Origin of the sequence: Micromonospora sp. NPDC049900, from assembly GCF_044461025.1 — a bacterium.
Classification (GTDB): domain Bacteria; phylum Actinomycetota; class Actinomycetes; order Mycobacteriales; family Micromonosporaceae; genus Micromonospora.
In genome coordinates this window covers 679,079-702,603 of the sequence record NZ_JBITKM010000003.1, presented here as the reverse complement: position 1 = coordinate 702,603, position 23,525 = coordinate 679,079, and the positions used below count along the sequence as shown (strand labels likewise).

General features: G+C 72.2%; 21 protein-coding genes. 12 read left to right on the top strand and 9 right to left on the bottom strand.

Annotated elements, in window-relative coordinates:
• The first annotated feature begins 12 nt into the window (after window positions 1-12).
• A complete protein-coding gene (locus tag ACIBMZ_RS11200) occupies window positions 13-1,452 on the top strand; it encodes a GuaB1 family IMP dehydrogenase-related protein (protein WP_396692532.1) in 1,440 nt (479 codons plus the stop codon).
• Window positions 1,453-1,466: 14 nt separating this feature from the next.
• Here ACIBMZ_RS11200 and ACIBMZ_RS11195 read toward each other — a convergent pair whose 3' ends face one another.
• On the bottom strand, window positions 1,467-2,069 hold the full coding sequence (locus tag ACIBMZ_RS11195; protein ID WP_396692530.1) for a TetR/AcrR family transcriptional regulator: 603 nt from the start codon (window positions 2,067-2,069) through the stop codon (window positions 1,467-1,469).
• Between the two features lie 85 nt (window positions 2,070-2,154).
• On the opposite strand from ACIBMZ_RS11195, the gene ACIBMZ_RS11190 reads away from it, so the two are divergent.
• The gene (locus tag ACIBMZ_RS11190) at window positions 2,155-2,598 is read left to right on the top strand and encodes a DoxX family membrane protein (protein ID WP_396692528.1); all 444 of its coding nucleotides are present in this window, start codon (window positions 2,155-2,157) and stop codon (window positions 2,596-2,598) included.
• 479 nt (window positions 2,599-3,077) lie between these two features.
• Window positions 3,078-3,713, top strand: coding sequence for a DUF998 domain-containing protein (locus tag ACIBMZ_RS11185; RefSeq protein WP_396692527.1), 636 nt, complete (start codon window positions 3,078-3,080; stop codon window positions 3,711-3,713).
• Here ACIBMZ_RS11185 and ACIBMZ_RS11180 read toward each other — a convergent pair.
• On the bottom strand, window positions 3,691-5,094 hold the full coding sequence (locus ACIBMZ_RS11180; RefSeq protein WP_396692526.1) for an NAD(P)H-quinone dehydrogenase: 1,404 nt from the start codon (window positions 5,092-5,094) through the stop codon (window positions 3,691-3,693). The two genes, ACIBMZ_RS11185 and ACIBMZ_RS11180, sit on opposite strands and share 23 nt — an antisense overlap.
• Before the next feature lie 106 nt (window positions 5,095-5,200).
• On the opposite strand from ACIBMZ_RS11180, the gene ACIBMZ_RS11175 reads away from it, so the two are divergent.
• Entirely contained in the window at window positions 5,201-5,656 is a 456-nt protein-coding gene (locus tag ACIBMZ_RS11175; RefSeq protein WP_396692524.1) for a gamma-glutamylcyclotransferase, read from the top strand.
• 95 nt (window positions 5,657-5,751) lie between these two features.
• On the opposite strand, the gene ACIBMZ_RS11170 is transcribed toward ACIBMZ_RS11175, so the two are convergent.
• The 3 genes from ACIBMZ_RS11170 to ACIBMZ_RS11160 form a co-directional block, all read right to left on the bottom strand.
• Complete coding sequence (locus tag ACIBMZ_RS11170) at window positions 5,752-6,489, bottom strand: hypothetical protein (protein WP_396692522.1); 738 nt, start codon at window positions 6,487-6,489, stop codon at window positions 5,752-5,754.
• A 74-nt stretch (window positions 6,490-6,563) separates the two neighbouring features.
• Complete coding sequence (locus ACIBMZ_RS11165; protein ID WP_396692520.1) at window positions 6,564-7,496, bottom strand: hypothetical protein; 933 nt, start codon at window positions 7,494-7,496, stop codon at window positions 6,564-6,566.
• Between the two features lie 4 nt (window positions 7,497-7,500).
• On the bottom strand, window positions 7,501-8,133 hold the full coding sequence (locus ACIBMZ_RS11160; protein WP_396692518.1) for an MBL fold metallo-hydrolase: 633 nt from the start codon (window positions 8,131-8,133) through the stop codon (window positions 7,501-7,503).
• Between the two features lie 153 nt (window positions 8,134-8,286).
• Here ACIBMZ_RS11160 and ACIBMZ_RS11155 point away from each other — a divergent pair, with 153 nt between their 5' ends.
• Window positions 8,287-9,258, top strand: coding sequence for a DUF4349 domain-containing protein (locus tag ACIBMZ_RS11155; protein ID WP_396692516.1), 972 nt, complete (start codon window positions 8,287-8,289; stop codon window positions 9,256-9,258).
• On the opposite strand, the gene ACIBMZ_RS11150 is transcribed toward ACIBMZ_RS11155, so the two are convergent.
• Entirely contained in the window at window positions 9,215-10,477 is a 1,263-nt protein-coding gene (locus ACIBMZ_RS11150; RefSeq protein WP_396692514.1) for an amidohydrolase, read from the bottom strand. The genes ACIBMZ_RS11155 and ACIBMZ_RS11150 overlap by 44 nt on opposite strands.
• A gap of 459 nt (window positions 10,478-10,936) precedes the next feature.
• Window positions 10,937-12,523, bottom strand: coding sequence for a methylmalonyl-CoA mutase (locus tag ACIBMZ_RS11145; RefSeq protein ID WP_396692512.1), 1,587 nt, complete (start codon window positions 12,521-12,523; stop codon window positions 10,937-10,939).
• A 207-nt stretch (window positions 12,524-12,730) separates the two neighbouring features.
• Between ACIBMZ_RS11145 and ACIBMZ_RS11140 the strand changes: the two genes are divergently transcribed.
• From ACIBMZ_RS11140 to ACIBMZ_RS11125, 4 genes are all read left to right on the top strand, one after another.
• Window positions 12,731-14,854: a serine/threonine-protein kinase gene (locus ACIBMZ_RS11140; RefSeq protein WP_396692510.1), complete on the top strand. Its 2,124-nt coding sequence runs from the start codon at window positions 12,731-12,733 to the stop codon at window positions 14,852-14,854.
• A gap of 46 nt (window positions 14,855-14,900) precedes the next feature.
• Entirely contained in the window at window positions 14,901-16,610 is a 1,710-nt protein-coding gene (locus ACIBMZ_RS11135; RefSeq protein WP_396692508.1) for a phospho-sugar mutase, read from the top strand.
• A 215-nt stretch (window positions 16,611-16,825) separates the two neighbouring features.
• On the top strand, window positions 16,826-17,710 hold the full coding sequence (locus tag ACIBMZ_RS11130) for a helix-turn-helix domain-containing protein (protein ID WP_396692506.1): 885 nt from the start codon (window positions 16,826-16,828) through the stop codon (window positions 17,708-17,710).
• Entirely contained in the window at window positions 17,703-17,906 is a 204-nt protein-coding gene (locus ACIBMZ_RS11125; protein ID WP_396692504.1) for a DUF397 domain-containing protein, read from the top strand. The genes ACIBMZ_RS11130 and ACIBMZ_RS11125 overlap by 8 nt, the downstream gene beginning before the upstream one ends.
• Window positions 17,907-18,126: 220 nt before the next feature.
• Here ACIBMZ_RS11125 and ACIBMZ_RS11120 read toward each other — a convergent pair whose 3' ends face one another.
• Together ACIBMZ_RS11120 and upp are read right to left on the bottom strand one after the other, a co-directional pair.
• Window positions 18,127-18,801 (bottom strand): GPP34 family phosphoprotein, encoded by a 675-nt coding sequence (locus ACIBMZ_RS11120; protein WP_396692502.1) that lies wholly within the window; start codon window positions 18,799-18,801, stop codon window positions 18,127-18,129.
• 79 nt (window positions 18,802-18,880) lie between these two features.
• The gene (upp, locus tag ACIBMZ_RS11115; RefSeq protein ID WP_396692500.1) at window positions 18,881-19,513 is read right to left on the bottom strand and encodes a uracil phosphoribosyltransferase; all 633 of its coding nucleotides are present in this window, start codon (window positions 19,511-19,513) and stop codon (window positions 18,881-18,883) included.
• A gap of 131 nt (window positions 19,514-19,644) precedes the next feature.
• On the opposite strand from upp, the gene deoC reads away from it, so the two are divergent.
• From deoC to ACIBMZ_RS11100, 3 genes are read left to right on the top strand one after another with little or no spacing between them, the layout of a single operon-like run.
• Window positions 19,645-20,604 carry a deoxyribose-phosphate aldolase gene (gene deoC / locus ACIBMZ_RS11110; protein WP_396692499.1) on the top strand — a complete coding sequence of 320 codons (960 nt, stop codon included), beginning with the start codon at window positions 19,645-19,647 and terminating at the stop codon, window positions 20,602-20,604.
• A gap of 5 nt (window positions 20,605-20,609) precedes the next feature.
• Window positions 20,610-22,040 carry an aldehyde dehydrogenase family protein gene (locus ACIBMZ_RS11105; protein WP_396692497.1) on the top strand — a complete coding sequence of 477 codons (1,431 nt, stop codon included), beginning with the start codon at window positions 20,610-20,612 and terminating at the stop codon, window positions 22,038-22,040.
• On the top strand, window positions 22,033-22,857 hold the full coding sequence (locus ACIBMZ_RS11100) for an aldehyde dehydrogenase family protein (RefSeq protein WP_396692495.1): 825 nt from the start codon (window positions 22,033-22,035) through the stop codon (window positions 22,855-22,857). Before ACIBMZ_RS11105 ends, ACIBMZ_RS11100 begins: the two co-directional genes overlap by 8 nt.
• The last annotated feature ends 668 nt before the right edge of the window (window positions 22,858-23,525 follow it).

The window sequence follows — 23,525 nt, the reverse complement described above, 5'->3', positions numbered from 1 at the left end:
AATGATGGCCGGGTGCGGTTCCTCAATGGCGCGACACCCGCGTACGACCTGACCTACAACGACGTCTTCATGGCCCCGGCCCGGTCGGAGGTGGGCTCCCGACTCGACGTCGACCTGTCCACCGGCGACGGCACGGGTACGACGATCCCGCTGGTGGTGGCGAACATGACGGCGGTCGCCGGCCGACGGATGGCCGAGACGGTGGCCCGGCGCGGCGGGATCGCGGTGATCCCCCAGGACATCCCGATCAAGGTGGTGGCCGAGGTCGTCGCCTGGGTCAAGCAGCGGCACCTGATGCACGACACGGCCATCGCGCTCGGCCCGACCGACACCGTCGGCGACGCGATCCACCTGCTGCCCAAGCGGGCGTACGGTGCGGTGATCGTGGTCGACGAGGAGCGCCGCCCGATGGGGGTGGTGACCGAGGCGGACACGGTCGGGGTGGACCGGTTCGCCCAGTTGCGTGACGTGATGTCGGCCGATCTGCACACGGTGCCGGTGGACGCGGATCCGCGTACCGGCTTCGACCGGCTGAGCACCGCGCGGCGGCGGTTGGCCCCGGTGGTGGACGGCGAGGGGCGGCTGGTCGGGGTGCTCACCCGGCCGGGCGCGCTGCGGGCGACGCTCTACCGGCCTGCGGTGGACGCCCTGGGGCGGTTGCGCATCGCGGCGGCGGTGGGCATCAACGGTGACGTGGCGGGCAAGGCGTCGGCGCTGCTGGAGGCGGGGGTGGACACCCTGGTCGTGGACACCGCGCACGGCCACCAGGAGCGGATGGTCAGCGCGTTGCGGACCGTGCGGGGCCTGGACCCGGGCGTACCGGTGGCGGCCGGCAACGTGGTCACCGCCGACGGCGTACGCGACCTGGTCGCGGCCGGTGCGGACATCGTCAAGGTGGGTGTCGGACCGGGCGCGATGTGCACCACCCGGATGATGACCGGGGTGGGTCGGCCGCAGTTCTCGGCGGTGCTGGACTGTGCGGCGGCGGCCCGTGAGCTGGGCCGGCACGTCTGGGCCGACGGCGGGGTACGGCATCCGCGTGACGTGGCGCTGGCGCTGGCCGCCGGGGCGTCGAACGTGATGGTCGGCTCCTGGTTCGCCGGCACCTACGAGTCGCCCGGCGACCTGTACACGGACGAGGACGGCCGGCGGTACAAGGAGAGTTTCGGGATGGCCTCGGCGCGCGCGGTCAGCGCCCGGACCGCCGAGGACAGCCCCTACGACCGGGCCCGGAAGGCGATCTTCGAGGAGGGCATCTCGTCGGCCCGGATGTACCTGGACCCGACCCGGCCGGGGGTGGAGGACCTGATCGACGAGATCATCTCGGGCGTACGCAGTGCCTTCACCTACGCCGGAGCCCGGAACCTGGACGAGTTCCACGAGCGGGTGCTGGTCGGGGTGCAGAGCACCGCCGGCTACACCGAGGGGATGCCGCTGCCGACGAGCTGGTGACGGCCGGCGTCCGGTCAGCCGGGGTCCGCCGCCGGGGCGAAGAGGCGCCCGATCACCGTCCGGGCAACCTCTCGCGGGTCGTCACCCACACCGGGTGGTAGCGCGTCGGCCAGCCAGAGCGTGGCGAAGCCATGCACGATCGACCATGCGGCCAGGGCGTCGCCGAGCGGCCCGTGCACGCCGCCCCGCCCGTCGCCGACGTCCGTCGGAGCGGCGGACAGTGCCGTCACCCCGGCATGCAGTGCGGCACCGGCACGGTCACGGGCGGCCCGGACCTCGGCGGCATCGGATCGGTAGAGATCGGGGTGGAACATCACCTCGAAGTGGGCCCGGTGCCGCACGGCGAAGTCGACGTACGCCACGCCGAGGTCGAGCAGTTCGCCGCCGGTCGATTCCAGCGCCTCGGCGAGCAGGTCGAAGCCCTGCACCGCGAGCGCGGTGAAGAGGCCGGCCCGGTCGCCGAAGTGGTGGGCCGGGGCGGCGTGCGAGACGCCGGCACGTCGGGCCAGGTCCCGCAGGCTCAGCGCCGCCGGGCCCGACTCCCTGATCGCCTCCTCCGCTGCGGCGAGCAGGGCGCGAGGCAGGTCGCCGTGGTGGTAGCCGCGGGTGCCGGTCATCACCCGATCGTATCTTGCCATTGACAAGATGCGCCATCGCGAGCCAATCTTGTCGGCGACAAGATTGGTTTTCGAGGAGGTACCGATGGCTCCGCTGATCGCCCTGGTGGCGGGCACCGCGCTCGCCCGACTGGCCGGCCTGGTCGGGATTTCCGTGCTCGACGGCTGGCATCCGGCCCTGCGGGTCGGGCTGGCCGTGATGTTCGTGCTGACCGGGATCGCACACTTCACCGGCCGGCGACGCAACCTGATCGAGATGGTCCCGCCCCGACTGCCCCGACCGGACCTGCTGGTCACGGTGACCGGCGTGCTGGAACTCGCGGGCGCGGCGGGGCTGCTGGTGCCGGCCACCGCCCGCTGGGCCGCTGCCGGACTGGCCGTGCTGATGCTGGCGATGTTCCCGGCGAACGTCTCGGCCGCGCGCCGGGGACTCACCCTGGCCGGGCGCCCGGTCACCCCGCTCGGCGTCCGTACCGCACTCCAGGTCGTCTTCCTCGCCGCCGCCATCGCGGTCGCCGTCGGGCCGTGACCGGTCACGCCGCCGGGTTCTCACCCCGTCATCGACGCTGGCGGGCGGACGAGAGTGGCCGGGCCGCTGGCACGGGACCTGCCAGCGGCCCGGCGGCGACCCAGGCGCCAGGAACGGGGGACCCGGCGCCCGCTGGGCCGCGCGCGGACAACGGTACGCGTCCCTGAGCCGATCCCGCGACCATCGATCGGCGACGACCCTGCCCGATCTCCCTGGTAGTGGCGCCGAAAGGTGCCCGTCGCCCCCGACGCGGGGGACGGTGCGGCTGGTCACCAGCGCCCACGGCCGGCGGGGTGATGTCGGACACTCCGTCACTCTCGGTATGTTCCGGTCAACTCACCCGGTGACCGGACAGAGGTGACAGGCACCCCGAGGCCGCTCACCGGGGAAAGCCGGATCGCCACTCGGGGTGTCCCCGAGGACGGATTTCGGTGCTCGTCCCGGATCCGTCTGAGGTGCCCGCCGCGACAGGCTGAGCCATGCCTGCAACCCGGAACAGCGCGACGCTGGTGCTCGGCGGCATCGCCCTCGCGGCCCTGCTCGCCGTGATCGGCCACGCGGGTGTCGAGGACCTGGACCCGCTGAGCCTCACCGTCAGCGACTACGCCGTCTCCGAGTCCGGCGGGGCCATCCACCTCGCCATGCTCACCCTCGCGGTGGCGTCCGCCGGGCTCGTCCTGGGACTGCGCCGATCCGGGGCCCCGACCGGTACGGGTCGCGGTCGCCTCGGCACGGCCCAGGTCCTGCTCGCCGCCTGGGCCGGTGGGCTGCTACTGGCCGGGCTGGTCCCGACCAACCCGCCCGGCACCGAGATGGGCACCGCCGCCTACGTGCACCGGTACGCCTCGGTGGTCGCCTTCCTGGCTCTGCCGCTCGCCGGTTGGCTGATCGCCACGCAGTTGCCCGCCACCGCCCGCACCGCCCGTTTGCTGCGCACGCTGACCATCGCCAGCCTGCTGCTCGCCGCCGCGATGGTCTGGTCCGCCTACCCCGGCGACCGCGCGTACTACGGCCTGATCGAGCGCGCCCTCATCCTCGCCGAGGTGGCCCTGCTCACCGTCCTGGCCACCGCCGGAGGCAGGGTGGGGGCGGCTACTCCAGTTCGTGCAGCATGAGCTGGCGGGCGGCCTCGGTGAGCGAGCCGGAGAGGCTGGGATAGATGGTGATGGTCTGGGCCAGCTCGTTGACGGTGAGGTTGTTCTCCACCGCCATGGTGATCGGCAGGATCAACTCGCTCGCCTTCGGCGCCACCACCACACCACCGATGACCTGACCGCTGGCCGGGCGGCAGAACAGCTTGACGAACCCGTCGGCCACCTCGTCCATCTTCGCCCGGGCGTTACCGGCCAGCGGCAGCATCACCTGGCGGGCCGGCACCTTGCCGGCGTCCATCTCGTCCTGCGACACACCCACGGTGGCCAGCTCGGGGTCGGTGAAGACGTTCGCCGAGACGGTCCGCAGCCGCAGCGGCCGGACCGCCTCGCCGAGCGCGTGCCACATGGCGATCCGGCCCTGCATGGCGGCGACGCTGGCCAGCGGCAGGACCCCGGTGCAGTCACCGGCCGCGTAGATGCCGGGGACGTTGGTGCGGGAGACCCGGTCCACGGTCACGTACCCGCCCCGGGCCAGCGTCACGCCGTACTCGGCCAGGCCCAGCTCCTCGGTGTTGGGGATCGAGCCGACCGCGATCAGCGCGTGCGAGCCGTACACCTTGCGACCGTCGGAGAGGACGACCTCGACGCCGTCGTCGGTCCGGCGGACGCCCTCGGCGCGGGAGTTGTTCAGGATGCTCATGCCCCGGGCACGGAAGACCCGCTCGATCGCCTGCGCCGCGTCGGCGTCCTCGTGCGGCATCACCCGGTCCCGGCTGGAGACCAGGGTCACCTCGACGCCCATCGCCAGGTAGGCGCTGGCGAACTCGGCGCCGGTCACCCCGGAGCCGACCACGATCAGGTGCTCGGGCAGGTCGGGCAGGTCGTACACCTGCCGCCAGGTGAGGATGCGCTCACCGTCGGGCACGGCGGTGGGCAGTTGGCGCGGGGTGGCGCCGGTGGCGACCAGCACCGTCGAGGCGCTGATCGAGTACGGTGCCTCGCCGCCGTCCGGCGTGACGATCACCCGGTGGGTGTGGCCGAGGGTGTCCTCGCCCAGCCGGGCCCGCCCGGAGACGAAGGTGACGCCGGCCTTGAGCAGCTTCGCGTGGATGTCGGAGGACTGCGCCAGGGCGAGCCGCTTGACCCGCTCGTGGACCGCCCGGGCGTCGACGGTGACCGCCTCCAGGCCGTCGGAGTGCACCCCGAACACCTCGGTGTCGCGGTATCCGGTCACCACCTCGGAGCTGGCGATGAACGTCTTCGACGGTACGCAGTCGGACAGCACGCAGGCACCGCCCGCGCCGTCGGCCTCCACCACGGTCACGTCGGCGTCCAGTTGCGCGGCGACCAGCGCGGCCTCGTAACCGGCCGGCCCCCCGCCGATGATCACGATCTGGCTCACCACGACCGCCCTTCGTCCATGCTCACAGTGACTTTCTTCTCCCCGACGCGTCCGACACGCACCGTCGTATTCTCCCCCACCCGCCCGCCGGGCTATCGTCATCGCCGTGCGTCTCTACGCCGCCTACGGCTCGAACCTGGACCCTGCCCGAATGCGTGCCTACTGCCCGCATTCCCCCATGGTGGGCATCGGCTGGCTGGAGGGCTGGCGGCTCACCTTCGCCGGTGAGGACGTCATCGGCTGGGAGGGCGCCGTCAGCACCGTCGTCGAATCGCCCGGCGACCGGGTGTTCGTGGCGCTCTACGACATCCATCCGTACGACGCGGCCCAGCTCGACGAGATCGAGGGCGTCACCGCCGGCACGTACCGGAAGCTGACCGTCCGCGTCTCGACGCTCGACGGCGACGTGACGGCCTGGGTCTACGTCTTCGACGGCTACGAGGGCGGCCTGCCCACCTCGTGGTACGTCTCGGAGATCGCGAACGCCGCCGAGAAGGCGGGCGCGCCGGACGACTACGTCGTCGAGCTGCGGTCCCGCCCCACCGGCACGGCGTCGGCCTAGCGCGTCTCCCACACCCCCAGTCTGCTACCGACCGGCGGCGTCCCGCCCGGCACCCCCGCCGAGCCGGACGCCGGTCACCGCCGGCGCACCTGCGGTCAGCACTGCGTGTGCGCCCGCGCCTCGGTCAACAACTCGACCAGTTCGGCGCCGTCGGCCGGACCGAGCGCGGCGAAGGCGGGCGCGACCAGGCGGTCGGTCACCGCCTCGGCCCAGAGCCGGCGACGCACCAGCGGCCCGACCGGCGGGTACGGCGGCGGCCACCCGCAGGCCACCGCCCCGCTCTCCCCCTCCGGCCCGGCCAGCACCGCCTCCAGTGGCGTCATGCCGCAGGCCCGTACGGCGACCAGGTGCGCGCCGGTGAAGTGCTCGCGGAGCAGTCGCAGCCCGGCGGCGGCCCGGGCACCCGGGCCGCCCGGCCCGGACGGCACGGCCCGCCAGGCGGCGAAGAGCGGCATGGCGCTGGCGTCGGCCGCCGCGACGGTCCGTTCCACGAGCGTGGCGAGCCGGTCGGCGCGAGGCAGGGCGGTCAGCCGCTCCTCGCCCCAGCGGCGGCACTCGGCGAGGCTGGCGGCGGCCACCTCGGTCGGGCGTACGGTGCGGGCGGCGGCGTCCCAGCCGTCGGCGACGGCGTCGGGGGCGACGAACCCGAGCGCGGCGGCGACCGTCTCGGCGCGTACGTCACCGAGTGCCCCGGCCCGTCCGGTGATGTAGAAGGCCCAGCCGGAGATGCCGAGCAGCCGGGCCCGGCGCAGCGTGGTCGGGCACCGGCCGTACGCCTCACCGAGCGCGAGCACCGCCGGTTTGCTGGCCGCCGCCACCTGTTCCGGGGTCATGCCGTCCCGCCCGGTGCGCCGCCGCCCGGGGGGCCGTCCACGAAGGATCCGACCGAGGGTCCGTCCATGACGGATCAGTCTGCCGCGCCCGCGTCCCGGTCGGCATCCTCCTCCTCGGCGGTCAATGCCTCCATCGCGGCCTCCACCTCTCCGGCGCGTCGCCGGGCGACGGCGACGGCCCGTTCGGCGGCCCGGCGGGCCAGTCGGGACCGGCTCAGTTCCTGCTCGGCGACGGCCCGACGGCGTTCCAGCTCGGCCAGTTCGGTCTCCACCGCGTCCAGGGCGGCCGTGCCGTCGTGCTCGGCGGACTGCGCCGCGTCGAGGTCCGTCTCGGCCCGTTCCCGGTCGGTACGTGCCCGGACCAGCTCCTTCTCGAGCGCCGTGCGGCGGCGGGCCAGCTCGGCGCGGGCGGCCCGGCGGGCCTGTTCGGCCCGCATGGCGCTGCGGTCCGGACGACCGGCGGTCCGCGCCGGTGCGGGCGGCTCCTCCCCGCCGGTCACCAGCCGCAACTGTGGTCGGGGCACCTCGCCGAATCCGGCGTAGTGGGCCGGGCGGAGCAGTCGACCGGACCGCACCTGCTCGGCCACGCCGGGATCGGCGAGGGCCGCGTTCAGGGTCGCCTCGACCTCGGCCAGCGGCAGTTTGCCGGCCGACGGCGCCCCCGGCACGTCGGCGGCGAGCCGGCGCACCTCGGCGACCAGGGCGGAGACCACGGACCGCCGCTGCGCGGACAGTTCCCGCAGGCGCGGGCCGCGCAACTCGCGTTGGGCGTCGCGTAGCGCGTCGGCCAACTGCGCCAGGTCGCCGACCAGGTCGGGACGCTCGATGGCGAGCAGGTTGACCAGCCAGGCGGCCACCGTGGGGCGGCGCAGCCGGGCGATCTCGCGGGCTCCCCGCCCGTCCCCGGCGCGCCGGGCCTGCGCCACCGCGGCGTCCCGGGCGGCGACGAACCGGTCCGGCGGCGTGCGGTAGAGCTGCGCCACCGGGTCGGACGGGGGTTCGGGCATCGACTCAGCCGTCGATCCGGCTGCCCGGCTCCAGCCGCTGGTACTCGCTGCCGGACAGGGCGGTGTACTGCCGGTCGAGCACCGCGAGGCCGTTGGTGTTGAGCAGGGCGTCGTGCAGCGCGTAGACCCGGCGCGGGGACACCGCCCGGATGAAGTCGACCACCTCGGAGAACTTCGACCAGGGCGCGTGTATCGGCGCGAAGAGCGTGTCGACCTGGATGTCGTCCGGCACGAACAGCGCGTCACCGGGGTGGTAGACCACCTCGTCGAGCAGGTAGCCGAGGTTGTCGACGAGCGGGATGTCGGGGTGGATGACCGCGTGCCGCCCGCCGTAGGCGCGGACCGGGACACCGGCGGCGGTGAACGCGTCACCGGGGGTGACCGGGCGCAGCGCCTCGGCCGCGTCGCCGAGCGCTCCGGCCACCGAGGCCGGTCCGTGGATGTCGAACGGCCGCCGGGCGAGTTGTCGGTTGATCGCCTCGGCGTCCACGTGGTCCTGGTGCTCGTGGGTGATCAGGACCGCGTCGGCCCCGTCCAGTGCCACGGCGGCCTCGCTGAACACGCCCGGATCGACGACCAGCACTCCCCCGTCGTGCTCGACCCGCAGGCACGAGTGGGCGTACTTGGTGATCCGCATCGTGATGCCTCCCATATCGAATCGTGACCGTCCTGAGCGCAGTCTGCCGGAACCCGGGGGACAGCGCGCGACGTCCGAGCTATCACCCGCTCCGGGCAGAGGAAGGGAACGTTGATGACACCGAGGAGAACCCGCCGTCACGCGGCGACGGGAATGACTGCGCTGGTGATGCTGCTGGTGGTCACCGGCTGCGGCAGCGGCAGCGGTGGCGACCAGGCGGCGACCTCCGACGAGGCGGGCCGCGTCGCCGCGCCGCAGGCGGTGGACGGCGCCGGTCCGGTGGGTGAGCGGCCCGGACCGGCGGATCAGCGAGGTGGTGCCGGCGCGGCGGCGGACACCCGGGTCGACCAGCGGTCAATCGTCTACACCGGGTCGATCCGGGTCAAGGTGGACGACGTGGAGGCCGCCGCGCGGGCGGCGTCCGACGCGGCCACCCGGGCCGGCGGCTTCGTCGGCGGTGACCAGCGCCGCAGCTCGGACGCGGACGCGGTGGCGGAGCTGACGCTGCGGGTACCGGCGGACCGGTTCTATCCGGTGGTCGAGGAGTTGGCGGGTCTCGGTCGGCAGGAACGCCGACAGATCGACACCGAGGACGTCACCGAGGAGACCGTCGACCTCGACGCGCGGATCGCCACCCAGCGGGCCCGGGTGGAGAGCGCGCGTCGGCTGCTCGACCGGGCCGAGTCGATCACCGACCTGATCAGCCTGGAGAACGAGTTGGCCCGCCGGGAGGCCGACCTCGCCTCGCTGGAGGCGAAGAAGCGCCGGTTGGCCGACCTGACCGCGCTCTCCACGATCACCGTCAGCCTGGTGGGTCCGGACGCCAGCGCCCCCGACGATGAGCGGGAGATCGGCTTCCTGGCCGGGCTGAGCGGAGGCTGGACGGTCTTCCTCACCTCGATGACGGTGCTGCTCACCGTACTCGGCGCGGTGCTGCCCTGGCTGCTGGTCCTCGGCGTACCGCTGGCGGCGCTGTGGTGGCTGAACCGTCGCCGACGCCACCGGGTCCGCCCCGAGCCGGCGCCGGTCGCGCCGGTCGGCACTCCGCCACCACCCGGGGTCGGCCCGAGGTCGTCGTCGGTCAGCGAACCGCCGTCAGTGCCTGGAGCGCGGTCTGCACCATGAGTCGTACGCCGGCCGGGATGGCCCGTTCGTCCACGTCGAACGACGCCCGGTGCAGGTCGACGTTCGGCCCGGAGCGGCCGACCCCGAGCCGGGCCAGCGCGCCGGGGACGTACTCCAGATACCAGGAGAAGTCCTCACCGCCCATGCTCTGCGGGGTCTCGGCGACGCCCTCCGGGCCGAGCGCGGCGACGGTGGCCGAGGTCAGCACGTTGATGGCCGCCGCGTCGTTGCACACCGGCGGGCGTCCCCGCAGGTACTCCAGGTCGACCGTGGCCCCGGTCGGGGCGATCACGTCCCGGACCACCTGCGTGACGATCTTCGGGGCCTGTTCCCAGGCGTCCCGGTCCATCACCCGCAGCGTGCCGGAGGCGGACGCCTCGGAGGGGATGACGTTGTAGCGGGTGCCGGCGGAGGCGTGCCCGAAGACCAGCAGCAGCCCGCTGTTGGCCGGCACCCGGCGACTGATCAGCGCGGGCACCTCGGTGATCAGCCGACCGAGCGCGTCGACCAGGTCGACGGTCAGGTGCGGGCGGGCGGTGTGCCCACCCGGTCCGGTCAGCCGGACGGTGACGTTGTCGGCGGCGGCGGTGATCGGCCCGACCCGCAGGCCGACCTTGCCGACCGGCTGGTTCGGGTCGCAGTGCAGGGCGAAGATCTGCACCACGTCGTCCAGGCCGCCCGCCTCGATCACTTCGAGCGATCCGCAGGGCAGGATCTCCTCGGCCGGCTGGAAGATCAACCGGACCCGGCCGGGCAGCTCGCCCAGGTCGGCGAGCTGGGCGAGCAGCATGCCGACGCCGAGCAGGATCGTGGTGTGCACGTCGTGCCCGCAGGCGTGGCAGACCCCGTCCACGGTGGAGCGGTACGGGACGTCCTTGACGTCGGTCAGCGGCAGCGCGTCGATGTCGGCGCGCAGCGCGATCACCGGCCCGTCGGGGCGGCCGTCGACGTCGCAGATGACCCCGTTGCCCTTGGGCAGCATGCGGGGGCTGAGCCCGGCCAGGGTGAGTTCCCGGGCGATCAGGGCCGCGGTGTCGAACTCCGAACCGGAGAGCTCCGGATGCGCGTGAATGTGACGGCGCGTGGCGATCAGGCCCGGTACCCGGAGGGCGAGCAGATGGTCCAGCTCGGACGGCAGGGGCTGGCCACCGGTCGGTGGCATCTCGGGCCAGGACGACGCCAATTGCTCGCCGGTCGGCATAGTCAACGCACTCGTCACGTCGAATTCTCGATCACTAGAAATGGATGGATCATCGGGGACAGCAGACAGCGTAGACCCCCGACGGTAACTCTGCGCAACCTCGTTCCGGTGATGATCGGACCGCGCAGCGTCACGTATGCCCTGGTTGGAGTGCCCGTAGACGGGCGGGACAGCAGGTAGATCGCGTTCATACGCAGCCATCCACCCCCCACCTCCTACAACGCGTAATCGGGGTTGCGGGCGGAGAATCTTGTCGAAACTCGTTGCCCGTCGTTCCGAATTGTCGCATTAGTCGGCGCGATGAACTGACGGTACGACAATTACCCGACCACCCACGGCGATCGGCACCGGTGGACGTTCACACGTCCGGACAGCCCCCGACCGCACAGGGTGTGCGTCAACGAGATCATTCGGGCGGAGTACCCGGAGACGGTCGCTTCGACACGTACAGCGACCGTGGAAGAGTGCCGAACGGCCTCAGAACCGGTCGGTCGGGCGGTAGACGCCCCACACCTCGCGCAGTGCCCCACACACCTCGCCGACGGTGGCCCGCTCGCGCAGGGCCGCCTTCATCGGGTAGAGCACGTTGCCGGTCCCCGAGGCGGCCTCCCGCAACTCGGTCAGGGCCCGCTCGACGACCGCGCCGTCCCGCCCGGCGCGCAGCTTGGCCAGCCGCTCGCCCTGCGCCGCCTCGATGGCCGGGTCGACCCGCAGCGGCTCGTACGGCTCCTCGGCGTCGATGGTGAACCGGTTGAGCCCGACCACCACCCGCTCACCCGAGTCGATCTCCTGCGCGATCTGGTACGCGGACTGCTCGATCTCGCGCTTCTGGAAGCCCGCCTCGATGGCGTCCACCGACGACCCGTACTCGAAGACCCGGCCCATCAGCGCGTCCGCCGCCGACTCGATCTCGGCGGTCATCGCCTCCACCACGTACGAGCCCGCGAACGGGTCCACCGTGGCGGTCAGATCCGTCTCGTACGCGAGCACCTGCTGGGTCCGCAGCGCCAGCCGGGCCGCCTTCTCGGTGGGCAGCGCGATCGCCTCGTCGAAGCTGTTGGTGTGCAGCGACTGGGTGCCGCCGAGCACCGCGCCCAGCCCCTGCACCGCGACCCGGACCAGGTTCACCTCGGGCTGCTGGGCGGTCAACTGCACGCCCGCGGTCTGGGTGTGGAAGCGCAGCATCATCGACTTCGGGTTCTTCGCCCCGAACTCGTCGCGCATCAGGCGGGCCCAGATCCGCCGGGCCGCCCGGAACTTCGCCACCTCCTCCAGCAGCGTGGTGCGGGCGACGAAGAAGAACGACAGGCGGGGCGCGAAGTCGTCCACGGCCAGCCCGGCGGCGATCGCGGCGCGGACGTACTCGACGCCGTTGGCCAACGTGAAGGCGATCTCCTGCACCGGGGAGGCACCCGCCTCGGCCATGTGGTAGCCGGAGATCGAGATGGTGTTCCACTTCGGCACCTCGGCCCGGCAGTAGCCGAACGTGTCGGCGACCAGCCGCAACGACGGCTTCGGCGGGAAGATGTAGGTGCCCCGGGCGATGTACTCCTTGAGGATGTCGTTCTGGATGGTGCCGTTGAGCGCGACGCCCGGCACCCCGTTCTCCTCGGCGACGAGCTGGTAGAGCAGCAGCAGCACCGAGCCCGGCGCGTTGATCGTCATCGAGGTGGAGACCTTGTCCAGCGGGATGCCGTCGAAGAGCAGCCGCATGTCCTCGATGGAGTCGATGGCGACACCGACCTTGCCGACCTCGCCGGAGGCGATCGGGTCGTCGGAGTCGTACCCCATCTGGGTGGGCAGGTCGAAGGCGACGGAGAGACCCATGGTGCCGGCCCGCAGCAACTGGTGGTACCGCGCGTTGGACTCGGTTGCGGTGCCGAAGCCGGCGTACTGGCGCATGGTCCACGGGCGGGAGGTGTACATGGTGGGGTAGACCCCACGGGTGTACGGGTACTCGCCCGGAGCGCCCAGCCGGGAGTCCAGATCACCCGGCAGGTGCTCCGCCGTGTAGACGCCCTCGATCGGGAAGCCGGACTCGCTTGACCGCCGCCGTTCGCTCATCACCGGATGGTAGGACGAATGTGCTGGTCACCGGGTGAGGGATAGCGCACACTGAGCCATCGATAGCGGCCACCCGACGTGAGGATCTGCACACGTACGGTTCCGGACGGGAAACGTCCGCCGCGCCGGGTTTCGCATCGGGCGTCTGAACCAGCAAGATAGGGAGGTTGTGTCCCAGCCCCCTCGACTTCCCCCGGTGGCTTTTCTGTGACTCAGATCCCGACGTGGAGCGGCGGACCAGTCAGCATCCCCACCAACGGCCGCGCGACACCCGGCACCGTGATCGGTGACCGGTACTCGTTGCGCTCCACGGTGGGCAACGGTGGCATGGGCACGGTCTGGCGGGCCACAGACACACTTCTGCGGCGCGACGTGGCGGTCAAGGAGGTCGTCCTGCCGCCCGGACTGGCACCCAGCGACCGCGACGCGATGTACGAACGCACCCTGCGCGAGGCCCGCGCGGCAGCCGCCATCGCCCACCCGGCGGTGGTCCAGGTGTACGACGTGGTCACCGAGGCCGGACGCCCGTGGATCGTGATGGAGCTGCTGGACGCCCGCAGCCTCGCGGACATGGTGATCGAGGACGGGCCGATCGCCCAGCGGGTGGTCGCCAAGATCGGCATCGCGCTGCTCGGCGCGCTGGAGGTGGCCCACGCCATCGGGGTCCTGCACCGCGACGTCAAGCCGGCCAACGTGCTGATCTGCTCCGACGGCCGCTGCGTACTGACCGACTTCGGTGTCGCCCGGATGCCCACCGACGTGCAGCTCACCACCCCGGGGATGGTGCTGGGCTCGCCGCACTTCATCTCGCCCGAGCGGGCCATGGGCCAGGAGTTCGGCCCGCCCAGCGACCTGTTCTCCCTCGGCGTGACGCTCTACACCGCTGTGGAGGGCCGACCGCCCTTCGACCGGGGCGACCCGATCGAGACGATGCACGCGGTGGTCGAGGACCCGCCGGCCCCGCCGCAGCGCAGCGGACCACTGACCCGGGTGCTGATGGGCCTGCTGGAGAAGGACCCGGCCCGTCGACTCGACGTGCACACCGCCCGCGCCATGCTGCGCGAACTGCTCGCCGGTCCGCTGAGCAGCACCGCGTCCGCGGTCAACTCGATGACCGACCCGTACTCCGTGGTGCCGGTGCCGCAGCAGTCCGCGCCGATCACCGCGCCGGCCGCCTCGGCGAAGAAGTCCAAGCCGGCCGGCGAGATCGGCGGCCGGGCGATGCTCGCCCCCGGTGAGTCGCTGACCGACCGGCTGGCGGCGCTGAGCCGGGGTGAGCGCCCCGGCAAGGCCGCCGCCGCCAGTGCCGCAGCGATGGAGGACACCAGCGCCGACGCGCTGGCCCGACCGGGTCAGCAGAACGCCGCCTCGTCCGCTGGTCGCACCTACGGCGGCGGGGCCGAGGCGACCCAGCGAATCGGTGGGTCGGAGGCCACGCAGCGGATCGGCGGCGCGGACGCCACCCAGCGGATCGGGGCCGACGCCACCCAGCACATCGGCGCGAACACCACCCAGCGCATCAGCGCGGACGCCACGCAGCACATGGGTGCCGGAGCGTACGGGTTCGGTGCCCGGCCGGAGGCCACCCAGCAGCTCGGCGGCGACTACGGCGGTCGCTGGCCGGCGGCGCCCCGCCAGCCGTACGGCGCACCACCGCCGCCGTCCACCGGTGGCGGCGGCAGCCCACTGGACAAGGCCAAGGTCGCGGGCACTCGCGCGGTCGAGACCGTGAAGGGCTGGCCGCGCAAGGTCCAGCTCGCGGCGGCCGGTGGCCTGGTGCTGGTGCTGCTGATCAGCGCGGTGGCGCTCTCCGGCGGCGGCGACCCGCCGGTCACCGAGCCGGTCGCCGCTCCGGGCAACTCCTCGGACGAGGGGGAGCCGGTCGAGATGCAGGAGCACTCGGCGCGCGGCGTGCAGATGCTGGTGCCGAAGGGCTGGAAGCGGACCGCTCCGGCCGGCGCCGTCTACATCGACTACACCGACCCGGACGACAACGGTCGCCGGGTCCGCATCCTCAACGAGAAGTGGGCCGGCAGTTCGACCCGCTGGGCACAGAGCGCGGAGAACAACCTCAAGACGCGCTCGGCCTCCTGCGCCAAGCCGTACACGCAGATCTCGATGGCGGACCGGGAGCTGGCCGGCAAGCCGTCGGCCGAGTTCGAGTACACCTGCGGTGACGGCGATGCCAGGCGGCACGGCGTCTGGCACGGGGTGGCCCACGAGGGCCGGATCTACTCGTTCTATCTGACCGTCAGCGACGCCCGGTTCGACGAGAGCAAGCCGATCTACGACGAGATGCTCAAGTCGTTCCAGCTCACCTCCGCAGGCTGAGCGGGGAGACGTCCACGGTGATCCGCCGCCGTGCTATCAAGAGGCAATGGCGGCGGAGACCACTGACATCGACACCATCCGCGAGCAGGCTCAGCGCTGGCTCGCCGACGACCCCGACCCGGCTGACCAGGCGGAACTGCGGGCGGTGCTCGACCGTCTGCCGGACAGCGCCGCCGAGCTGGCGGACCGCTTCGCCGGGCCGCTGACCTTCGGCACCGCCGGGCTGCGCGGCCCGCTGCGCGCCGGCCCCAACGGCATGAACCTCGCCGTGGTCACCCAGGCCGCCGCCGGGCTGGTCGCCTGGCTTGCCGCCGAGGGTGGCACCGGTCCGCTGGTGATCGGGTACGACGCCCGGCGCGGTTCCCGCGCGTTCGCCGAACAGACCGCCCGGGTGGCCACCGGGGCGGGCCGCCCGGCCCTGCTGCTCCCCCGCCCGCTGCCCACCCCCGTGCTGGCGTACGCGGTGCGGCAACTGGGCGCGGTCGCCGGGGTGATGGTGACGGCGAGCCACAACCCGCCGCAGGACAACGGTTACAAGGTCTATCTCGGTGCCGAACTGGGCGGCGACTCCGGTGCCGGAGCGCAGATCGTGCCGCCGGCCGACACCGGCATCGAGGCCGCCATCCGGTCGGTCGGCCCGCTGGCCCAGGTGCCGCTCGGCCCCGCCGGGCAGGTGCTCGGTGACGACCTGGTCGCCGGGTACGTGGCGCGGGCGGTGCAGGTGGTGCCGCCCGATGGTCCCCGGGACCTGACCGTGGCGTACACGCCGCTGCACGGTGTCGGCGCGGCGGTCCTCACCGCCGCCTTCGCCGCCGCCGGTTTCCCGACGCCCGGGGTGGTGCCGGAGCAGGCCGAACCGGACGCCGACTTCCCGACCGTCAGCTTCCCCAACCCGGAGGAGCCGGGCGCGGTGGACCTGCTGGTCGCGCTCGCCGACACCACCGGCGCGGACCTCGCCATCGCCAACGACCCCGACGCCGACCGCTGCGCCGTGGCGGTCCGCAACCCGGTGAGCGGGCCGGACGCTGCGCCTGCGCCGGGCGGCGCGGACGGCTCGGGCTGGCGGATGCTGCGGGGTGACGAGGTGGGGGTGCTGCTCGCCGACCACCTGATGCGGCGAGGCGTGACCGGCCTCTACGCCACCACCATCGTCTCGTCGTCGCTGCTGCGGGCGATGTGCACCGCCCGGAACCTGCCCTACGGCGAGACGCTGACCGGGTTCAAGTGGATCGTGCGGGCCGGGGACGGCTCCGCGCCGCTGGTGTACGGCTACGAGGAGGCGCTCGGCTACTGCGTCGCCCCCGACCACGTACGCGACAAGGACGGCATCACCGCCGCGCTGACCGTGGCCGAGTTGGCCGCCGACCTCAAGACCCAGGGCCGTACGCTCACCGACCGGCTGGACGAGTTGGCCGCCGAGTTCGGCGTCCACCACACCGATCAACTCTCGGTCCGCGTCGACGACCTGCGTCGGATCGCCGACGCGATGGCCCGGATCCGGGCGGCCACCCCGGACACGCTGCTCGGTCAGCCGGTCACCGAGGCAGCGGACCTGCTGCCCGAGGCGGACGTGGTCATCCTGCGTACCGGGGCGGCCCGGGTGGTGATCCGGCCCTCCGGCACCGAGCCGAAGCTCAAGGCGTACCTGGAGGTGGTGGAACAGGTCGCCGACGGTGACGTCGCCGCGGCCCGGGCTCGCGCGGCGGCGGCCGTCGGCGAGTTGCGGCTGGAGGTTGCGCGGGCTTTAGGGATGTAAGGAAGGGCACCTTACTAACGCCTCGTGCATAGCAGGGGACCCCTCCTAACACCCGAGCACAATCACCGAGCGCTACCGCTTGCCTGCGATGAGCGTCCACAAATAGCATCACTCCATCAACCATCGCCATTTCTGCATTCGACGGAAACGCCCTCGCAATACGTTTCCTCGAAGGCGGGAATTGGTTGCATTCTGGAACTGAGGAGTGTTGCACGGTGCATGCAACGAACGGTTCTACCGTCCCCCGACGGCAACTCGGCAGACTGCTCACCCAACTCCGGGTCGACGCCCGGGTCAGCATCGAGGCGGCAGCCGACCGGCTCGACTGCTCGCGCCAGAAGATCTGGCGGATCGAGCGCGGCCTGACCCCGGCCAGGGGCCCGGACGTACGCGTGCTCTGCGACCTCTACCGGGCCACGCCCGACCAGGCGAGCGTGCTGCTCGGGCTCGCCGAGGTCGGCAAGGCCGAGGGGTGGTGGCACGCGTACGGCCGCTCCATCCCGGCCTGGTTCTCGCTTTACATCGGGCTGGAGAATGTGGCCAGCAGCGTGCGGCACTACAACGCCGAACTGGTGCCCGGACTATTGCAGACGCCCGAGTACGCCACCGCGCTCTTCCTACTCAACCGACCCGAGTTGAGCGAGGAGGAACGCAGGAAGGCGGTGAACTTCCGAATCCAGCGACAGGGGCTGCTCACCCGGCGGCTCCCACCCGCCCCGGAGCTGACCGTGATGCTCAGCGAGGCGGTGCTACGCCGCCCGGTGCCCGGTCGACCGGTGATGGCCGGTCAACTCCGGCACCTGCTGGCCGTCGGGCAGCGGCACAACATCTCGATCCGCATCCTGCCGCTCGCCGCCGGCCCACCGCTCGCCGCCGAGGCGGGCACCTTCGTGCTGCTCGACTTCCCGGAGGCCCTGCTCGGCGGCCCGAGCGAACCCCCCACCGTCTATGTCGAGGGGCTCACCGGCGCGCTCTACCTCGACCAGCCGCACGAGTTCGCCGCTCACGTGCGGGTCTGGCGAGGGCTGGAATCCGTCGCGCTCGGGGAGGGACAATCGATGGAGTTGATCGATGCCATCCTGGGAGAGTGCTATGAGTGACCTGACCGGCGCGACGTGGCGCACCAGCACCCGCAGCGGCACCAACGGGGGTGACTGCGTCGAGGTCGCCGACAACCTGTCCGGCGTCGTCGGCATCCGCGACAGCAAGGACCCGACCGGCCCGGCACTCACCGTCACGCCCACCGCCTGGTCCGCCTTCGTCACCGCCGTCCGCACCACCCACCTGTCCCGCTGACCCCTAACCCCACGCCCCCCGCCCCCCGCCCCCCGTCCGGCGTCCGGCGTCCGGCGTCCGGCGTCCGGCGTCGATCATGGAGTCGTGGCAGCCGCAGATGTGGACGTATCAACACAAACTTGCGACCACAACTCCATGATCGGCGCGCAGGGCAGCGGCGAGGCACGGCGACGGCGCACAGAGCACGGCGACGGCGCGCAGGGCGGCGGGGCGGGTGGGGTCAGCGACGGGGGCCGAGAGCGGCCTGGACGGCGCGGCCGAGGGCGGCGACCACCAGGCCGACCGAGGGGCGGACCACGGAACTCTCCAGGCCCACCTCGCCGGAGAAGCCCGCTCCGCTGGCGATCTCCTCCAACCGGCGGCGGGCCTCGGTGGCGTCCTCACCGGGTGCCCCCAGCGCCGATTCCATCCGGAGTACGGCGACCAGCGTCGCCAGCGCGGCGGTCCGCTCGTCGGGTGCTTCGCCGGTCAGCGCGGCGGCGAGCCGTTGGCGGGTCTCCGCCTCGACCGAGGGATCCAGCACCGGGTAGCGGTGTACGTGGATGAAGCCCAACTCCGTCTCGTCGACGTCCCGCACCACCCCGTGCGCGCACAGGTCGCCGAGGACCTTGTCGCGCAGACCGTGCCGCAGCCGCTGCACCCAGGAGGACGGGCTGTGCGGGGTGTCCGCCGCGATCCGGGACAGCACGTCGTCGGTGACCGGCTCGCCCGTCGGTGTCGCGTCGACCACCGTCAGGGCGCCCTCGGCGTACGCGATCCGACCCGCCAGGGCCAGCTCGATCAACACGGCGGCGGCCATGCCCAGGTCGAGGCTGATCCGGGGCATGGTCGCCTTGCCGGATTCGTCGTCGTACGCCAGTAGGAGCAGTTCCTCGGCGAGCGGAACACCAGTCATGGCCCGAGACGGTAGCCGCTCGACACCACCGCCCGCACGACAAACCCGCCACGACGAGCGTGGGACGAAGACAGACGGATCAGAACCGGGGCATGCCGCCGAACTGGCGGTCCCCGGCGTCCCCGAGGCCCGGCACGATGAACATGCTGTCGTTGAGGCCATCGTCGATCGATGCGGTGACCAGACGCAGCGGCAGGCCGGACCGCTCCAGCCGGGCGATCCCGGCCGGTGCGGCGAGTACGCAGAGCACCGTGATGTCGGTGCAGCCGCGCTCGGCCAGCAGTCGGCAGCAGTGCTCCAACGAGCCGCCGGTGGCCAGCATCGGGTCGAGGACCAGCACCGGCAGGCCGCTCAGGTCGCGGGGCAGCGACTCCATGTAGGCGCGCGGTTCGAAGGTCTCCTCGTCCCGGGCCAGCCCGACGAAGCCCATCGACGACTCCGGCAGCAGCCCCAACGCCGCGTCGGCCATGCCGAGACCGGCCCGCAGCACGGGCACCAGCAGCGGCGGGTTGGCCAGCCGGGTGCCCTCGGTGCCGGTGACCGGGGTCTGCACCGGGTACCGCTCGATCGGGAAGGAGCGCGCGGCCTCGTACACCAGCATGGTGGTGAGTTCGTGCAGCGCCGCCCGGAACGAGGCGGAATCGGTCCGTTCGTCCCGCATGGCGGTCAGCCGGGACTGGGCGAGCGGATGGTCAATGACGAGTACGTCCACGATCGCTCAACCTACCCGCCCCGGACCCCGACGCGCGGTCCCCGGCCCGCAGCAGCGACGTCGCTCACCCGGAACGCCCGCCCGCCGTCATGATCAAGACCGGTGGCTCCCGCCTGCGTAGACTTCGGCGCATGACGGCGACAGCGACGTCGGCCCGGTCGGACCTCTCCGAGCTGGGACGATCCGAGACCGCTCTGCGGACCTTCCTGCACGGCCTACCGGGCGTGGACCAGGTCGGCGCGGAGCAGCGGGCAGCCCAACTCGGCACCCGCTCCATCAAGACCACCGCCAAGGCACAGGCGATCGACCTCGCGATCCGAATGGTCGACCTCACCACGCTGGAAGGCGCGGACACCCCCGGCAAGGTACGCGCGCTCGCCGCCAAGGCGCTGCGCCCCGACCCGGCCGACCCGTCCTGCCCCCACGTCGGCGCGGTCTGCGTCTATCCCGCGATGGTCCCGCACGTGGCCGAGGTGCTTCGCGGGTCTGCCGTGCACCTGGCCAGCGTGGCGACCTCGTTCCCGTCCGGTCAGGCGCCCTTGGAGATCAAGCTCGCCGACACCCGGGCGGCCGTCGAGGCGGGCGCCGACGAGATCGACATGGTCATCAACCGGGGCGCGTTCCTGGCCGGTCGCTACGCCGAGGTGTACGACGAGATCGTGGCGACCAAGGAAGCCTGCGGGGACGCCCACCTCAAGGTGATCCTGGAGACCGGCGAACTGGCCACCTACGACAACGTACGCCGCGCCTCCTGGCTGGCGATGCTGGCCGGCGGCGACTTCATCAAGACCTCCACCGGCAAGGTCCCAGTCGCGGCCACCCTGCCGGTGACGCTGGTCATGCTGGAGGCGGTCCGCGACTTCCGCGCCGCCACCGGTCGACAGGTCGGCGTGAAGCCGGCCGGCGGCATCAAGACCACCAAGGACGCCGTCAAGTACCTGGTCATGGTCAACGAGACCGTCGGGCCGGACTGGCTCGACCCGGACTGGTTCCGCTTCGGCGCGTCCAGCCTGCTCAACGACCTGCTCATGCAGCGCACCAAGCTGACGACCGGTGTCTACGCCGGTCCCGACTACTTCACCCTGGACTGAACGCGATGTTCGAATACGCACCCGCCCCCGAGTCGCGCTCGGTGGTGGACATCAAGGACTCGTACGGCCTGTTCATCGACGGCACCTTCGTCGACCCGGCCGACGGCGGCAGCTTCAAGTCGATCAGCCCCTCCTCGGAGGAGGTACTCGCCGAGGTCGCCGAGGGCGGCAGCCAGGACGTGGACCGCGCGGTCCGCGCCGCGCGGAAGGCGTACGACAAGGTCTGGGGTCCGATGCCGGGCCGGGACCGGGCCAAGTACCTGTTCCGGATCGCCCGCCTCATTCAGGAACGCTCGCGTGAGCTGGCCGTGCTGGAGTCGCTGGACAACGGCAAGCCGATCAAGGAGTCCCGCGACGTCGACCTGCCGCTGGTCGCCGCGCACTTCTTCTACTACGCCGGCTGGGCGGACAAGCTGGAGCACGCCGGGTTCGGCGCGAACCCGCGTCCGCTCGGCGTGGCGGCGCAGGTCATCCCGTGGAACTTCCCGCTGCTCATGCTGGCCTGGAAGATCGCCCCGGCGCTCGCCGCCGGCAACACGGTGGTGCTCAAGCCCGCCGAGACCACCCCGCTGACCGCACTGCTGTTCGCCGAGATCTGCCAGCAGGCCGACCTGCCGGCCGGTGTGGTCAACATCGTCACCGGTGCCGGGGAGACCGGCCGGGCCCTGGTCGAACACGACGGCGTCGACAAGGTCGCGTTCACCGGGTCCACCGACGTCGGCCGGGCCATCGCCCGCGCCGTCGCCGGCAGCCGCAAGAAGCTCACCCTGGAACTCGGCGGCAAGGCCGCCAACATCGTCTTCGACGACGCCCCCGTCGACCAGGCGGTCGAGGGCATCGTCAACGGCATCTTCTTCAACCAGGGGCACGTCTGCTGCGCCGGTTCCCGCCTGCTGGTGCAGGAGTCCGTCGCCGAGCAGGTGCTGGAATCGCTCAAGCGCCGGATGGCGCTGCTGCGCGTCGGTGACCCGCTGGACAAGAACACCGACGTCGGGGCCATCAACTCCGCCGCCCAGCTCGCCCGGATCCACGAGCTGACCGAGGCCGGTGCCGCCGAGGGCGCGCAGCGCTGGTCGCCGCCGTGCGAGCTGCCGGACCGTGGCTTCTGGTTCGCGCCGACCATCTTCACCGGCGTCACCCAGGCCCATCGGATCGCCCGCGAGGAGATCTTCGGCCCGGTGCTGTCCGTGCTGACCTTCCGCACCCCGGCCGAGGCCGTGGAGAAGGCCAACAACACGCCGTACGGGCTCAGCGCCGGGATCTGGACCGAGAAGGGTTCCCGCATCCTGTGGACGGCCGACCGGCTACGCGCCGGAGTCGTCTGGGCCAACACGTTCAACAAGTTCGACCCGACCTCGCCCTTCGGCGGCTACAAGGAGTCGGGCTACGGCCGCGAGGGCGGCCGGCACGGGCTGGAGGCGTACCTCAATGTCTGAGCGGGTCGCGGTACGCAAGACGTACAAGCTCTTCATCGGCGGGAAGTTCCCGCGTAGCGAGTCGGGACGGTCGTATCTCGTGCAGGACTCGAACGTGTCGCTGGCCTCCCGCAAGGACGCGCGGGACGCCGTGGTCGCCGCCCGCGCCGCCGTCAAGGGCTGGGCCGGGGCGACCGCGTACAACCGGGGTCAGATCCTCTACCGCGTCGCCGAGATGCTGGAGGGCCGCCGCGACCAGTTCATCGGTCTCGGCGTACCGGCCGACGAGGTCGACGCCGCCACCGACCGCTGGGTCTGGTACGCGGGCTGGTCCGACAAGCTGCCGCAGGTGTACGGCGGCGCCAACCCGGTCGCGGGCCCCTACTTCAACCTCTCCGCACCCGAGCCGACCGGCGTGGTGGCCGTGGTGGCCCCGGAGAGCCCGGCCCTGCTCGGCCTGGTCAGCGTGATCGCCCCGGCGATCGTCACCGGCAACACCGTCGTGGTGGCCGCCTCACCGGACGCGCCACTGGCCGCGATCACCCTCGCCGAGGTGCTCGCCACCTCCGACCTGCCCGGCGGCGTGGTCAACATCCTCACCGGGCGGCTGTCGGAGACCGTGCCCACGCTGGCCGCACACATGGACGTCAACGCGATCGACCTGACCGGGGTCGCCGACGCGGACCTGGCGGTCGACCTGGAGATCAAGGCGGCGGAGAACCTCAAGCGGGTGCTCCGGCCGGTGGGCTCCGGGTACGACTGGTCCGCTGATCCGGGGCTCGGGCGGATGACGGCGCTGCTGGAGACGAAGACGGTGTGGCATCCCAAGGGGGTGTGATTCCTTATCTTGCTCTCTGGGTTTCTCGCTGTGGGGGTTTCCGGGGGGAGCCCACCCGCTCCGGGCGGTCAGGCTTGATCCCTGCGCGGGTGGGCTCCCCCCGGAAACCTTTCGTGGTCTGGTCCGAGGGTCGGTGGCGGCTTTCGGGTGCCGCCTTTCGCTGAGTGATGGGTCAGCGGGGCGAGTGGCGGGTGTTCTCGCGCACGTCTGGCGCACGCCTGGGCCACGCCTGACGCATGCCTGACGCACATCGCGCCCGCTCGTGCGTCGCGCTCGCTTGGCATCGCCGGTGGACGGTCAAGATCTGCACAACTTCTTGGATGTTGCTGTGTCGGGGTGGTCGGGAGGCAGCAGTTTCCAGGAAGTTGTGTCGACGCCGAACGCGGACCCGGACGAATTAACCGGACGCGGGCCGGACGCCGGGCGCGTAAGCGGGATGCGGACCCAGATGCGCAAGCCGGACGCGGACCCGGATGCGGAACCAGATGCCGGACGCCGGACGCGTAAGCCGGACGCGGGGCACGGCCCCGACAGCCGACGCGGAACGCGGACGACCGACGCCGGACGCCAGACCCGGAGCGGGAGCGAACGCCGGACGCCGGACGCCAGCCACGTAAGCCGAACGACCGACGCGGGGTGCGGGCGGCCGACGCGGGGTGCGGGCGTGG

What these genes read in the sequence shown, in the direction of transcription:
- ACIBMZ_RS11125 (WP_396692504.1), top strand. Translation starts at nt 17,703, where the DNA reads ATGAGTGACCTGACCGGCGCGACGTGGCGCACCAGCACCCGCAGCGGC.
- ACIBMZ_RS11105 (WP_396692497.1), top strand. Translation starts at nt 20,610, where the DNA reads ATGTTCGAATACGCACCCGCCCCCGAGTCGCGCTCGGTGGTGGACATC.
- ACIBMZ_RS11160 (WP_396692518.1), bottom strand. Translation starts at nt 8,133, where the DNA reads ATGCGGATCACCAAGTACGCCCACTCGTGCCTGCGGGTCGAGCACGAC.
- ACIBMZ_RS11135 (WP_396692508.1), top strand. Translation starts at nt 14,901, where the DNA reads ATGGCGGCGGAGACCACTGACATCGACACCATCCGCGAGCAGGCTCAG.
- ACIBMZ_RS11190 (WP_396692528.1), top strand. Translation starts at nt 2,155, where the DNA reads ATGGCTCCGCTGATCGCCCTGGTGGCGGGCACCGCGCTCGCCCGACTG.
- ACIBMZ_RS11195 (WP_396692530.1), bottom strand. Translation starts at nt 2,069, where the DNA reads ATGACCGGCACCCGCGGCTACCACCACGGCGACCTGCCTCGCGCCCTG.
- deoC (WP_396692499.1), top strand. Translation starts at nt 19,645, where the DNA reads ATGACGGCGACAGCGACGTCGGCCCGGTCGGACCTCTCCGAGCTGGGA.
- ACIBMZ_RS11145 (WP_396692512.1), bottom strand. Translation starts at nt 12,523, where the DNA reads ATGAGCGAACGGCGGCGGTCAAGCGAGTCCGGCTTCCCGATCGAGGGC.
- ACIBMZ_RS11155 (WP_396692516.1), top strand. Translation starts at nt 8,287, where the DNA reads ATGACTGCGCTGGTGATGCTGCTGGTGGTCACCGGCTGCGGCAGCGGC.
- ACIBMZ_RS11170 (WP_396692522.1), bottom strand. Translation starts at nt 6,489, where the DNA reads ATGACCCCGGAACAGGTGGCGGCGGCCAGCAAACCGGCGGTGCTCGCG.
- ACIBMZ_RS11165 (WP_396692520.1), bottom strand. Translation starts at nt 7,496, where the DNA reads ATGCCCGAACCCCCGTCCGACCCGGTGGCGCAGCTCTACCGCACGCCG.
- ACIBMZ_RS11120 (WP_396692502.1), bottom strand. Translation starts at nt 18,801, where the DNA reads ATGACTGGTGTTCCGCTCGCCGAGGAACTGCTCCTACTGGCGTACGAC.
- ACIBMZ_RS11185 (WP_396692527.1), top strand. Translation starts at nt 3,078, where the DNA reads ATGCCTGCAACCCGGAACAGCGCGACGCTGGTGCTCGGCGGCATCGCC.
- ACIBMZ_RS11100 (WP_396692495.1), top strand. Translation starts at nt 22,033, where the DNA reads ATGTCTGAGCGGGTCGCGGTACGCAAGACGTACAAGCTCTTCATCGGC.